At 63.2% G+C, this 12,718-nt stretch carries 14 protein-coding genes; 10 read left to right on the top strand and 4 right to left on the bottom strand.

Annotated elements, in window-relative coordinates; all coding sequences use genetic code 11:
• Window positions 1-64: 64 nt before the first annotated feature.
• A complete protein-coding gene (locus ACP154_RS07065) occupies window positions 65-625 on the bottom strand; it encodes a hypothetical protein (protein WP_421860480.1) in 561 nt (186 codons plus the stop codon).
• Window positions 625-2,460 (bottom strand): aminopeptidase P family protein, encoded by a 1,836-nt coding sequence (locus ACP154_RS07060; protein WP_421860483.1) that lies wholly within the window; start codon window positions 2,458-2,460, stop codon window positions 625-627. Before ACP154_RS07060 ends, ACP154_RS07065 begins: the two co-directional genes overlap by 1 nt.
• Between ACP154_RS07060 and ACP154_RS07055 the strand changes: the two genes are divergently transcribed.
• Window positions 2,434-2,793 carry a hypothetical protein gene (locus ACP154_RS07055; RefSeq protein WP_421860486.1) on the top strand — a complete coding sequence of 120 codons (360 nt, stop codon included), beginning with the start codon at window positions 2,434-2,436 and terminating at the stop codon, window positions 2,791-2,793. The two genes, ACP154_RS07060 and ACP154_RS07055, sit on opposite strands and share 27 nt — an antisense overlap.
• An 80-nt stretch (window positions 2,794-2,873) precedes the next feature.
• On the opposite strand, the gene ACP154_RS07050 is transcribed toward ACP154_RS07055, so the two are convergent.
• The gene (locus ACP154_RS07050; protein WP_421860489.1) at window positions 2,874-3,743 is read right to left on the bottom strand and encodes a 50S ribosomal protein L11 methyltransferase; all 870 of its coding nucleotides are present in this window, start codon (window positions 3,741-3,743) and stop codon (window positions 2,874-2,876) included.
• Window positions 3,744-3,916: 173 nt separating this feature from the next.
• Between ACP154_RS07050 and ACP154_RS07045 the strand changes: the two genes are divergently transcribed.
• The 3 genes from ACP154_RS07045 to ACP154_RS07035 are packed head-to-tail and all read left to right on the top strand — an operon-like array spanning window position 3,917 to window position 5,313.
• The gene (locus ACP154_RS07045; protein ID WP_009801976.1) at window positions 3,917-4,201 is read left to right on the top strand and encodes a DUF2312 domain-containing protein; all 285 of its coding nucleotides are present in this window, start codon (window positions 3,917-3,919) and stop codon (window positions 4,199-4,201) included.
• A gap of 8 nt (window positions 4,202-4,209) precedes the next feature.
• A complete protein-coding gene (locus ACP154_RS07040; RefSeq protein ID WP_421860492.1) occupies window positions 4,210-4,842 on the top strand; it encodes a hypothetical protein in 633 nt (210 codons plus the stop codon).
• Between the two features lie 3 nt (window positions 4,843-4,845).
• Window positions 4,846-5,313, top strand: a complete 468-nt coding sequence (locus tag ACP154_RS07035; protein WP_421860494.1) for an ASCH domain-containing protein — start codon at window positions 4,846-4,848, stop codon at window positions 5,311-5,313.
• Window positions 5,314-5,371: 58 nt separating this feature from the next.
• Here ACP154_RS07035 and ACP154_RS07030 read toward each other — a convergent pair whose 3' ends face one another.
• Window positions 5,372-6,868, bottom strand: coding sequence for a sigma 54-interacting transcriptional regulator (locus ACP154_RS07030; RefSeq protein ID WP_421860497.1), 1,497 nt, complete (start codon window positions 6,866-6,868; stop codon window positions 5,372-5,374).
• Window positions 6,869-7,147: 279 nt separating this feature from the next.
• Between ACP154_RS07030 and ACP154_RS07025 the strand changes: the two genes are divergently transcribed.
• The 6 genes from ACP154_RS07025 to ACP154_RS07000 all read left to right on the top strand — a co-directional run bounded on the left by ACP154_RS07025 (window position 7,148) and on the right by ACP154_RS07000 (window position 12,709).
• Complete coding sequence (locus tag ACP154_RS07025) at window positions 7,148-8,083, top strand: alpha/beta fold hydrolase (RefSeq protein ID WP_421860500.1); 936 nt, start codon at window positions 7,148-7,150, stop codon at window positions 8,081-8,083.
• A 79-nt stretch (window positions 8,084-8,162) separates the two neighbouring features.
• Window positions 8,163-8,453, top strand: coding sequence for an aa3-type cytochrome c oxidase subunit IV (locus ACP154_RS07020; RefSeq protein WP_133724689.1), 291 nt, complete (start codon window positions 8,163-8,165; stop codon window positions 8,451-8,453).
• A gap of 138 nt (window positions 8,454-8,591) precedes the next feature.
• Window positions 8,592-9,722, top strand: coding sequence for a Re/Si-specific NAD(P)(+) transhydrogenase subunit alpha (locus ACP154_RS07015; RefSeq protein WP_421860503.1), 1,131 nt, complete (start codon window positions 8,592-8,594; stop codon window positions 9,720-9,722).
• Window positions 9,723-9,785: 63 nt separating this feature from the next.
• Entirely contained in the window at window positions 9,786-10,118 is a 333-nt protein-coding gene (locus ACP154_RS07010; RefSeq protein ID WP_421860506.1) for an NAD(P) transhydrogenase subunit alpha, read from the top strand.
• Window positions 10,119-10,121: 3 nt separating this feature from the next.
• Window positions 10,122-11,528: an NAD(P)(+) transhydrogenase (Re/Si-specific) subunit beta gene (locus ACP154_RS07005; protein ID WP_107712297.1), complete on the top strand. Its 1,407-nt coding sequence runs from the start codon at window positions 10,122-10,124 to the stop codon at window positions 11,526-11,528.
• Between the two features lie 188 nt (window positions 11,529-11,716).
• Window positions 11,717-12,709, top strand: coding sequence for an alpha/beta hydrolase (locus tag ACP154_RS07000; protein WP_421860508.1), 993 nt, complete (start codon window positions 11,717-11,719; stop codon window positions 12,707-12,709).
• Window positions 12,710-12,718 lie beyond the last annotated feature (9 nt).

Here is a 12,718-nt window from a genome sequence, read left to right as displayed (position 1 = left end):
CCAAAGGCCGCCCGCAGCGTAGCGAGGACCGACCGAGCGGAGGCGAGGGAGAACTGGAGAAAAGTCAGTCCCCCACCCGGCGATACACGCCGTCAATGCGCAGCTGCCCGTCTTGCGCCCTGTAGAGCGCTCGCATCAGCGTTACGAGCTGATCAAGATCGTGGATCGGGCAATAGCCTTCGACGTCCAGCACCACGCTGGCGCTTTCTAAAACAGCCTCGGACACATCACTGCATGAAGGTTGGTGGTAGCTCACCAGCGCCCCGTCTTCATAGATAAAGGCGAGGCCATAGCCGACGCCGTCCTCACGCGGGGACTGGACGATATAGACATCGTCAAACAGCGCATGGAAGCGCGCATTCTGATGGGGAAAGTTCTCGGCGTCCGAAACATAGCGCCGCTGCGTCAGACGGACCGCCCCCGTCCAGGTGGGCCGGTCCCATTCACGGCCGTCGGGATGGGTGGGCGTGTGAGCGTAAACGCCTTCGGCCACGGGCCGGTCCGCCCCCCAATAGCCCACGAGCTCGGTCTCGCTGGCGAAACACGCCGACAGAACCAAAGCAAAAGCGAGCCCGGCGCTGACGCGCAGGCTCGCTTTCACAAAACGTCGCGCGTGTGCGCGCATCAGGGCGTCGCGCCCAGAATGGGCTCGCACGCCTTGGCGAGCCAGGATGCAGCCTCCCCGTCCAGAAGCGGCAAGACCTTCTTGCGCACATCGGCGTGATAGGCGTCCAGCCACACAAGCTCGTCCTTGCTCAAGAGCGAGGTGTCCACCAGCGCACGGTGCATGGGCGCCAGGGTCAGGGTTTCAAACCCGAGCATGGAGCGATTGCCGCCCGGAACCGGCTCGGCCGGCGTGACGACCTGCAGGTTCTCGATGCGGATGCCGTAATCGCCAACCTGATAATACCCCGGCTCGTTGGAGACGATCATGCCCGCTTCAAGCGCAATGGCGTTGGGCGCCTTCGAGATTCGCTGCGGGCCTTCATGAACGCCCAGATAGCTGCCCACGCCATGGCCGGTGCCATGATCGTAATCAAGCCCGGCGTTCCACAGCGGCTGACGCGCCAGCGCGTCCAGCGCATGACCGGACGTGCCTTCAGGAAAGCGAATCTGCGACAGGGCGATATGCCCCTTCAGGACCAGCGTGAAATGACGGCGCATCTGCGCGGTCGGCTCGCCGATCGGAACCGTGCGCGTGATGTCTGTGGTGCCGTCAGGATATTGCCCGCCGGAATCCACCAGGAAGAGCGAGCCCTTCTCCAGCGTCCGGTTGGAGTCCGTGTTCACCCGGTAGTGCGGGAAGGCCCCGTTCGGACCCGCGGCGGAAATCGTCTCAAAGGAGATGTCTTTCAGCTGCGGCGACATGTGCCGGAATTCCTCCAGCTTCATCGCCGCGCGGATCTCGTCCATCTCGCCGGACTGGGCTTCGGTGTCGAGCCAGTGCAGGAAACGGGCGATGGCCGCGCCGTCGCGGATATGCGCCTGTCGGCTGCCTTCGACCTCGACCGGGTTCTTGCACGCTTTCGGCAAAGCGACCGGATCAGACTTGCGCTGAACCTTGGCGTTGGCGCCTTCAAGCTGCTGCACCACCCAAACCGAGGCCGTGGCGGGATCAACGCGCACGGTCTTGCCAGACAACGCTTTCAGACCGTCTGCAAATTCGGTCTCGGGCCGTATCGCCACTTCATTGCCCAGATGGCTGCGGGTGGCGTCGGTCAGCTTGGCCTCGTTGATGAACAAGGTCGCCTGCCCGGACGGCTCGATAATCGCCGAGGAGAGGGGCAGCGGCGTGCAGGCCACATCGCCGCCGCGCACATTGAACAGCCAGGCGATGGAGGCGGGATCGGTGATCACGGCGGCGTCCGCGCCGTCGTCTTTCACATCTTCGCCAATCCGCTTGCGCTTGTCGCCATGGGCTTCGCCGGCGACCTCGAGCGGCTGGGGATGCACGCTCGCGAGCGGCGCGGCGGGACGATCCTCCCAAGCCTGATCAATCGGGTTGGTTTCAACCGCGACCAGTTTGGCGCCGGTTTTGTCGGCAGCGTCCTGCAGCTTGGTCAGCGCGTCCGGCGAATGCAGGCGCGGATCATAACCGATGATCTGACCCGGTTTGGCCGTCTTGCGGATCCAGCCCGCCAGGCCGGTCTTGACCAGGTCCTCATAGTCAAAAAGGCTCTGATCGACCTGGGATTTGACCTGCTCGGTATAACGGCCGTCCACAAAGACCGCCGCCACATCGCCGAGCACCGCCGCAGCACCGGCGGAGCCGGTGAACCCGGTCGCCCAGGCGAGGCGTTCTGCATTGGCGGGCAAGTACTCGTTATTGTACTCGTCCTCATGGGGGATCAGGAACCCGTCCAGGCCGGCTTGTGCCAGGCTGGCGCGGAGCTTGGGAAGGTTTTCGCGCCCGTAATGAGGCCCGCCCTTCACGTGAAATTGCTGGATCTGATGGGTCATGGAGCAAAGCTAGGCCTGCGCCCGCGCCTTATCAATCTCATCCATGCGACAGTGCGCAGCGAAATCATCCGCCATGCATTTGCGCAGGTCAGGCCTGCACAAATGGCAGTGGCGCAGAAGACCTTACAAGCTCATATCTCCGTTACGAAATTTCAGTTCGCAACGGAGCTCCGCATGTTTCATCATGACGCCCATCTTCGCCTGAGCGCTTGCGATGGCCTGCGCTCTGTTCGCCGCGCGGAAACCGCCGGCGTGCGCGCTCGCCCGCGCAATACGGACGCCAATTCGCTGTTTGAGAAGATCGGCCTCGGCGGCCGCGCTCGCAAACTTTAAGCCGGTCCCCTCACCGGCTTCATAAAAAGCGCGCCAGGCCTCACAGCTGGCGCGCTTTTTTCGTTTCAGGCCTGCGCGAACTAACCGGCGTAGACCAGGGTCACCCAGCCATCCAGGATCGCCTTGTCGATCCGCTTGAGCCCCAAGGCGTCATAGGCGGCCTCAACCTTGTCGGACTGTTCTTCGAGCAAGCCCGACAGGATCACCCGCCCCCCCTGTTCAAGACGGCTGACAAGGCCCGGCGCCAGGGTGATCAGCGGACCGGCCAGGATGTTCGCGAAGATCAGATCAAATGATCGCGTTTCCAGAACCGGATGATGAAAGCCGTCCGCCACGACCGCTTCGATCCGGGATTTAACGCCGTTCTTGGCGGTGTTCTCCACCGTTTCGATCACCGATTCCTCGTCGATATCGGTGGCGAGGAGTTCACAGTCGGGCCAGATCTTCGCAGCGGCGATGGCGAGCAGACCTGTGCCGGTCCCGAGGTCCAGCACGGATTTGGGTCGAAAGCCCGAGCGGTCGATCCTGTCGAGCGCTTCCAGGCAGCCCTTGGTGGTGCCGTGATGCCCGGTGCCGAAAGCGGGCCCGGCTTCGATCCACAAACCGATCTGACCCTCGGCGAGATCGCCTGACGTATGCTCGCCATAGACCAGGAAGCGGCCGGCCTCGACGCTGGGCAGGCCTTCAAGCGACAGGGCGATCCAGTCTTCATCGGGCAGCGGCGCGAACAGGATTTCCACATCCTCATGATCGAGACCGATGCCTCTGACAAACGCGTCCGCATCGGGCTGATGGTCAAACAGAATGTCGATGCGGCCGGCCTCGGGCGAGCCGTCCTCGAACACCGACCAGCTGACGGGCAAGGGCTCCAGCTCCTCATCCAGACGCGTGTTCGCCGCGCGAATGATCGGCATGGGTCCGCGGCCTTCAAGGCGCCAGAGCGTGGTCATGTCAGTCTCCTGTTGTCATGCTGGCAAGGGCTCTAATCGCTTCCGGGCCGGAAGGAAAGCATGCAGCGCGTCTGCATGATCTGCGCTTTGGGCGTCACGACCGGCTTGCCCCGCCCCGCCCCCCTCGCCTATCGAAGAGGGTGAGATCATAAATCCCCCGCCAGGAGACCCTCATGGCCGACTTTGCCGCTTCCACGCCTGAAAAAGACGAATCCGACGCCATCGGCGCCGCCGCCCGCGACCAGCTCCGCGCCCTGGTGGCCCGCATCGAGCGCCTTGAAGAAGACAAGGCCGGCGTCGCGGCCGACATCAAAGAAGTCTACGCCGAGGCCAAATCCATGGGCTATGACACCAAGGTGCTGCGCAAGGTGATCTCCCTGCGCAAACAGGACGCCCATGAGCGCCAGGAAATGGAAGCGCTGCTGGAGCTGTATCTGGGCGCTGTCGGCGAACACTAGGACCGATCATGGCGCGTGAGGTTGAGGATAAATCGACCCGCAAGGCCCTGGCCCGCATTCGTCGGGCCAAGGCGGCTGTGGAGCGCGCCATCGCCAAGGCGGAAGCTGACAATCCAGACGCCGCTGACGCCGCCCGGATCGAGCTGACGGACTGGGAAGACGAGTTCATGGCTTCGGTGGAGGAGCGTCTGAACACATTCGGGTCCGCCTATGCCGATCCCTCGCTGGGATCTGAGGGCGAAGCGCTCTCCCGGCTCCAGCTCGCCAAACTCAAGGAAATTGAAAAGAAAGCCCAGGGCAAGGCGCCCAAGGGATTTTCACGGGGCGGCGGGTCGAGTTTCAAAAACAAGGGCTCGGGCTTCAAGCGCAAAGGCCCTGAACGCCGCTCGCGCGACCGTGACATCAACGAAGACGTCATCGCTCCGGTCGAGGACACAGCGCCTGACCCGGTGGACGAGCTGCGCAAAACCGGTCTTGTGCGAAAGGGCTTCACCCCGGAAGTCGTGGAGACCCCGCCAAAATCAGAGGATCTGCCGCCAGATCCGGCGGACACGCTTGAAACCGGCACGCCTGAGGCGCAGTCCTCGCCCCAGCCGCCCCGCCACGGCGGCTTTCGGGTGATTGAAGGCGGCAAGGATTAAACCATGACCCTTCACCTGACCGCTGAACAGGCTGCACTCTGGGCGCAGTTTCAAGACGAGACCGGACGCCAGGGCCCGCTACGCGGCGTGGACGCCTTTGGCGACAGCCCGGAGATGATGGATGAGCTGCTCGCTCTGGTGCTGAGCCGCACCAAACAAGCCACCGCCAGCCTGGCGCTTTGGTTCGAGGATGACCCGCTAGGACTGCCCAAACCCGGCGATTTGTGGCTGATCACAGACGGGCGCGGCGCCCCGGCCTGCGTCACACGCACGACGCGCGTCGACGTCATGCCCATCCACCAAGTGGACGCGCAATTCGCCTGGGATGAAGGCGAGGGTGATCGGTCCTATGCGTACTGGATTACAGAACACCGCAAATTCTGGCAGCGCGAAGCCGCGCGTGAGGGCTTTGAATTTTCCGACGATCTCGACGTGGTTTGCGAACGCTTCGAGCTGGTCTGGGCCCCATAAGAAAACCCCGACGAGCAGAGCGCTCGCCGGGGTTAAAGGTCAAGACTGCATGCGGGGATCAGCCCGCTTCGCGGAAATTATCCACGTCGAGATCATATTCGCGCACCTTGCGATACAGCGTGGAACGGCCCACGCCCAGACGCCGGGCGACCTCGGCCATGCGGCCCGAATAGGTCTCTATGGCAAACGCGATCAGATCGCGTTCAATGCTTTCCAGCGACCGCAGATGTCCGCCTTCATCCATGATGTCCACCGGGAGATGCTCGTCCTCAGACGCATGGGCGGCAGCGCCTTCAAACGTGTCGGCCGGCAAGCTTGGCGCAGCGGCCGGTACGGCCTGGACTGTCGCGGGCGGCGCGGCGGGCGCGTCGCGCAAGGTCGGCGCGAGACCGGAGATCTGCGGGAAGTCCTCTTCGGTCAGATAATCGGTGTCTGACAGAACCACGGCCCGGAACACCGCGTTTTCCAGCTGGCGCACATTGCCTTTCCAGTGATGGCTGGACAGCATGTGCATGGTCTCCGCCGTGGCGTCGAGCACGGACTTGCCTTCCTGGGCGTTGAAGCGCGCAATGAAATGGCGCACCAGAGCCGGAATGTCTTCGGTCCGCTCTTTCAGCGACGGCACTTCGATCGGGAACACGTTCAACCGGTAAAACAGGTCTTCGCGGAAGGCGCCGGTCTTCACCTGTTCGGCGAGATCGCGGTTGGTCGCCGACACAATGCGCACATCCACCTTCACCGGGCGCTTGGAGCCCACCGGGTCCACCTCGCCTTCCTGAAGGGCGCGCAGCAGCTTCACCTGCATGTCGAGCGGCAATTCGCCGATTTCATCAAGGAACAGCGTGCCGCCATCGGCTTCCTGGAATTTCCCCAAATGCTTGGCCACAGCGCCCGTGAACGAGCCTTTTTCATGACCAAAGAGGGTGGATTCCACGAGGTTTTCAGGGATCGCGCCGCAATTGACCGCCACAAAGGGACGGCCCGCCCGGTCTGAGCCCGCCGCAATGGCGCGCGCCACCAGCTCCTTGCCCACGCCGCTTTCCCCGGTGACGAGGATCGGAATGTTGGACTTGGCCGCACGTTCGCCCAGCCGCACCACCTGGCGCATGGACGGGGCGCCGGCGATCATGTCGTTAAAGCCCAGCGCGCCGGAGGTTTTCTTTTTCAGACGACTGACTTCGCCGGACAAATCCTTGACCTTCAGGGCGTTTCGGATCGACACCGCGATGCGTTCAGGACTTGCGGGCTTCACAAAGAAGTCCACAGCCCCCGCCCGCATGGCTTTCACCACGGTTTCAATACCGCCATGGGCGGTAAGGACGATGACGGGCAGATCAGGATTGCGCGCCTTGATCGCTTCCAGCGTCTCAATGCCGTCCATGCCGGGCATGACCATGTCGAGCATGACCACATCCACCCCGCCGCGCTTGACGCGCTCAAGGCCAGCCTCCCCATCTTCGGCGGTCTCCGCCAGATGCCCCTGTTTTTCCAGAACCGCCTGCATCAGGCGGCGCTGAGTCGGATCGTCATCGACAATCAGTACGGTCTTGGCCATCACACCCACGCCTTTTCGGTCGCTTATTTATCGGGGCGGTTCTTGTGCGGGCCGACCGAGGTTTTCCCCGTGTCGGCCCAAACCGCCCTCCCACCTGTTGTGTGACCCTTTATGGGACACCCGGCGTAAAGATGAGGTGTAGAGCCGACTCAGAAATTGTTAGGGTAAATAGAGGGTTAGTCTGTTCTTAAACCCTTGCTCAGACTCTGACGTTTGACGGGTTGGCCCTGCGCGGTCTACCCCTGAAGCTCCTAAGTATAAGAGTCCCAAGGTCCGATCATGACCAAAGCTGACCGCTTACCCCCGCCCCTCGCCCCGTTTGACGGCCAGCCTGTGACCGCGCCGGGCTGGTTCACATCCGCGCTGGAAACCCAAGTTGAAACCGGCATGGCGGACCGCGACGGCGTCTCCCTCGCCTGGAAAGCCTGGGGCGAACGCGGCAAGCCCGGCGTGCTGCTGGTGCATGGCGGCACCGCCCATAAGGGCTGGTGGGACGCCATGGGGCCGTTTCTGGCGAAAGAGAGCGGCGGACGCCGCGTCGTCGCCGCAGATCTGTCAGGCATGGGCGAAAGCGGTTGGCGCGACGTCTACACCATGGAGGACCACGCCAAAGACATGCTGGTTGCAGCTAAGGCCGGCGGCGCTTTCGAGGCCGGAAAGCCGATCATGATCGGGCATTCCTTTGGCGGTTTCGTCACGCTTCAGGCCGCAACACAGCTGGGCGATCAGCTGGAGGCGGCGATCATTCTCGACAGCCCCATCCGCAAACCTGAAAAACAACGCGAAGGCAGCCCGCCGCGGCGCGGCGGCCGGGTTTATTCGGATCTGACTGCCGCGCTGGCGCGTTTCCGGCTGCTGCCCGAGCAGGATTGCGACAATCTTTGGATCATCGACCATATCGCCCGCGGCAGTCTGAAAGCGGTCGATGAGGGCTATACATGGCTGTTTGATCCCGATCTCTGGGCGAAGCTCACCTATCAGCGTCGCGATCCGGAAGCGGCTGCGGCCAATCTCAAATGCCCGCTGGCGTTTATCCGCGGCGAAAACTCCGTGCTGATGGGGGCGGAGACCTGGGACTACATGCAAGCGACTTTCGCCCGATCGCCCTTTGTCAGCATACCGAACACCCAGCACCATCTGATCCTGGACGCCCCGCTGGCGGTGACCGCAGCGCTCGACGCACTGATCGAAGGATGGGCGCGCAGACCCGCCTAGCCGCTTGGGTGTCTTGGCGAGAGCCGAGGAGCGTGATACATGCGCGATGACAGGACTACTTTTTCAGATGAGGATGATCATGGCTGAAGAATACACCCGTGGAGAGATGGATATCTCCGAGCATAAAGCCTCCTTTGACGGCTTTATCAGCGTGTCGGTGTATTCCACCCTGGTTTTGACCGTCACCCTGCTGTGCGTGATCCTTGTCTTTGGCGCCCATTTTCACTGGCTGACCGCCATGTTCGTCTCCGCCATCGTCGGCGGTCTGGGCGGTGTGTTCCTGAAACAAGGCGCTGGCTATTGGGCGACCCTGGTGGTGCTCGCGATCATCGGCTTTATTACGGGCGGCCTCGTCTCGCTTCTGAACTAGACACGGCCTCATTCTCACAAGCGCTTCACTGCGTGTTGATGAGATTTTGTCCGTACAAGACAAATTAACCCCTTTCCGGACTTAGACGTTTGTCGCAGACTGCGCATAACGTTAACGACCGGACGACGGGGTCTTTGCATGCATATCGCCGTACTCGCCGAAACCCGGGATGGGGAATCCCGGGTCGCCGCCACGCCTGACAGCGTCAAAGCGCTGATCAAGGCCGGAGCCGAGGTCACGGTTCAGAAAGGGGCTGGCGAGCGCGCCGCCTATACCGACGCTGCTTATGAAGCCGCCGGCGCGACACTCGCCACCCGCGCCGCCGCGGTGAAGGGCGCAGACGCGCTGTTTTGCGTGCGTCGCCCGGATGACGAGACCCTCAAGCGCCTCAAGAACGGCGCGCTGGTCATCGGCCTTCTGGAACCGCATGGCGCGACCGATTTCGCCCAAGCCTGCGCTGACGCCAAGGTCAACGCCCTGGCCATGGAATACACCCCGCGAATCACTCGCGCGCAATCCATGGACGCGCTGTCGAGCCAATCCAACCTCTCAGGCTATCGCGCCGTCATCGAGGCGGCCGAGCTTTATGGCCGCGCCTTTCCCATGATGATGACGGCGGCCGGCACCATCGCCCCGGCCAAGGCGTTCGTCATGGGCGCGGGCGTTGCCGGGCTTCAGGCCATCGCCACCGCGCGGCGTCTGGGCGCTGTGGTGTCAGCGACCGATGTGCGTCCCGCCGCCAAGGAACAGGTGGCCTCGCTGGGCGCAAAATTCATCGCCGTCGAGGATGATGAGTTCAAGGAAGCGGAAACCGCTGGCGGCTACGCCAAGGAAATGAGCGACGCTTACAAGGCCAAGCAGGCCGAGCTCGTCGCCAGCCACATCGCCAAGCAGGACATAGTCATCACCACGGCCCTCATTCCGGGCCGCCCGGCGCCGCGCCTGATCACAAAGGCGATGGTCGAGGCCATGCGCCCGGGCTCGGTGATCATCGACATCGCGGCGGGCGCTGGCGGCAATTGCGAGCTGAGCGAACCTGATAAAGTGGCCGAGCATAACGGCGTGAAGATCGCCGGCTTCACCAATCTGCCCGCACGCCTGGCGGCGGATTCAAGCCAGCTTCTGGCCAAGAACCTCGTCAATCTCTTCCCGCTTCTGGTGGGCGACGATGGCGGCTTCGCCCCTCATTGGGAGGATGAAGTCATTATCGGCATGGCGCTGACCAAGGACGGCGCAATCATCCATCCCAGCCTGAGCGGCAGCGCCTGATGGATACGCTCGCCCCCCGCCTCGCCCCTCATTCCCTGACCGCCCTCGCATACGGAGCCTGATATGGAAGCCGTTGATCCGATTGTCTTTCGCCTGGCGATTTTCATCCTCGCCGTTTTCGTGGGTTATTATGTCGTCTGGTCGGTGACCCCGGCCCTGCACACGCCTTTGATGAGCGTGACCAACGCCATCTCCTCGGTGATCATTGTCGGCGCGCTGATCGCAGCGGGCGCCACGGCCATGGATCAGGCCGGCCAGTTCTCCAAAGGCGTTGGCGTGCTCGCCGTGATCCTCGCCAGCATCAATATCTTCGGCGGCTTTCTGGTCACACAGCGCATGCTCGCCATGTACAAGAAAAAAGAAAAGCCGGCGGTCAAACCGAAGGCGGAGGGCTAAGACATGTCAGCCAATCTCGCCGCACTTCTCTACATGGCTTCGGGCATTCTGTTCATCCTGGCCCTGCGGGGCCTGTCGAGCCCGGAAACCGCCCGTCAGGGCAATTATCTGGGCATGGCCGGCATGGCGATCGCCATCGGCACCAGCCTGTTCTACGTCCAGCTCGACGGGCTGGGCCTCCTTCTGATCCTGGGCGCAGTCGCCATTGGCGGCGGCATCGGCGCGGTGATCGCCCGCCGCATCCCCATGACGGACATGCCCCAGCTGGTGGCGGGGTTTCACTCGCTGGTGGGACTGTGCGCCGTGCTCGTGGCGGCCGCCGCGCTCTATGAGCCCGAGGCGTTTAACATCGCCACCGCCACCGGCAAGCTCAAGGGCCTGTCCCTCGTGGAGCTGTCGCTGGGCGTCGGCATTGGCGCCATCACCTTCTCAGGCTCGGTCATCGCGTTCATGAAGCTTCAGGGCCTGATGAGCGGCGCGCCCATCGTCTTCAAGGGCCAGCACTGGCTCAATCTCGCCCTCGGCATCGCCATCGCCGTGTTCATCACCTTCCTGACCGCATCGGGCGGGGACGCCAAGATCGCGTTCTGGATCATCACCGTGCTGGCGCTGGTGCTGGGCGTCTTGCTGATCATCCCGATCGGCGGCGCGGACATGCCGGTGGTGGTCTCCATGCTCAACTCCTATTCGGGTTGGGCGGCGGCGGCGCTCGGCTTCACGCTGGAGAACACCGCCCTTCTGATCACCGGCGCGCTGGTGGGCAGCTCGGGCGCGATCCTGTCCTACATCATGTGCAAGGGCATGAACCGCTCCTTCATCTCGGTGATCCTCGGGGGCTTCGGGGCCGACGCGACGGCCGCTGCTGCGGCGTCCGATGTGGACCGCTCGGTCAAGCAAGGCTCGGCGGATGACGCGGCCTTCATCATGAAAAACGCCGGCAAGGTCATCATCGTGCCCGGTTACGGCATGGCCGTGGCCCAGGCCCAGCATGCGCTGAAGGAAATGGCGGACACGCTCAAGGAAGAAGGCGTGGATGTCTCCTACGCCATCCACCCGGTGGCGGGCCGTATGCCGGGGCATATGAACGTGCTGCTGGCGGAAGCCCAGGTGCCCTATGACGAGGTGTTCGAGCTTGAGGACATCAACTCGGAATTTGCGACCGCTGACGTGGCTTTCGTGATCGGGGCCAATGACGTCACCAACCCCGCCGCCGAGGATGATCCCTCAAGCCCGATCTACGGCATGCCGGTGCTGCAGGTTTGGAAGGCGAAAACCGTGTTTTTCGTCAAACGCTCGCTGGCGTCGGGCTATGCCGGCATCGAGAACCCGCTGTTTTACCGTGACAACACCATGATGTTGCTGGGCGACGCCAAAAAGATGAGCGAAAGCATCGTCAAGGCGCTCGACTAAAGCCATTACCTGTCTCGGCTCAAACGCCCCGCCCGGACTTCCGCGGCGGGGCGTTTTGCGTCCGGCGCAGGTGCGGCATCCGCGCCGCACGGACCTGATTTCCCCGCGGCTCTGTCGCTTGAGGCTGGACTCTGCCCCCTCCCTCCGCCTTTCTAAGGCAAACGCCAAGGGGGACAGGCGTGACGGGGATGGACGCCGCTTTACAGGGGCTAGCCCAAGCCTGTGGCAGGGCCTGGGAAGTCTGGACGCTTGCGCCGGACTGGCTGCGCTATGGCGCGCTGGTTCTTCTCTCTGTGTATGTCCTGTGGCTGATCCTGTTCGTCGCCCAGCGCCGCATGCTTTATTTCACCGACCCGACGCGCATCCACCCGTCAGACTGCGGGCTGGAACGCACGCGCGAGACCGAGCTGGACACGCCTGACCGTCAAAAGCTGGTGATCTGGCGCGCCGAGGCCGAGCATAACGCCCTGCCCCATATTCTTTACCTGCACGGTAATCGCCGGGCGCTGTGGCGGCGCGCGCGGTTCTTTCGTCTGTTCATCGCATCGGGCTGGGGGCTGAGCGCGCTCGCCCATCGCGGCTTTAACGGCTCTACGGGGCGCCCCAGCGAACCGGCGAACGTGGCGGACGCCATCCACGCCTTTGACGCGTTGGTGGCCGAGGGGATCGAGCCGGGCCGGATCGTGGTTTATGGCGAGAGCCTGGGCTCGGGCACCGCAGTGCAGCTGGCCGCCGCACGGCCCGTGGGCGGGCTGATCCTTCATGCGCCCTATGACAGCTTTCGTGAATTTGTCCGCTCACGCACGGTCTGGCTTTTGCCGCGCGCCCTCTTTCGCGAACGCTATGATTCCATCCGCCAGATCGGCCGGGTGACCTCGCCCCTGCTGTGGATTCACGGCGATCAGGACCGGATCATCCCGCAAGGGCGTGGACGGCGTCTCTATGATGCGGCCGTGTCGACCAAATATGCAGCGCTTGTGAAAGGGGCGAACCATTTCGGCATCTACACCCAGGCCGTCTTCAACCAGCATATCCGCTTCTTCGCCGAGAGCTGCGCCTGTCTGGGCGGGCCGTCTTCCGCCGCCCCGGAAATGAGCGTCATTGACACGGTCCTGCCGCGTGAGGATGCGAGACCCGAGCTGACGAAAGGCCGCGTTTCCACGCTTTCGAAAGCGCGCTAGCCTTCCTCT

Source organism: Oceanicaulis sp. (assembly GCF_965249665.1).
GTDB lineage: Bacteria > Pseudomonadota > Alphaproteobacteria > Caulobacterales > Maricaulaceae > Oceanicaulis.
This window is presented reverse-complemented; position numbering and strand designations above follow the sequence as displayed.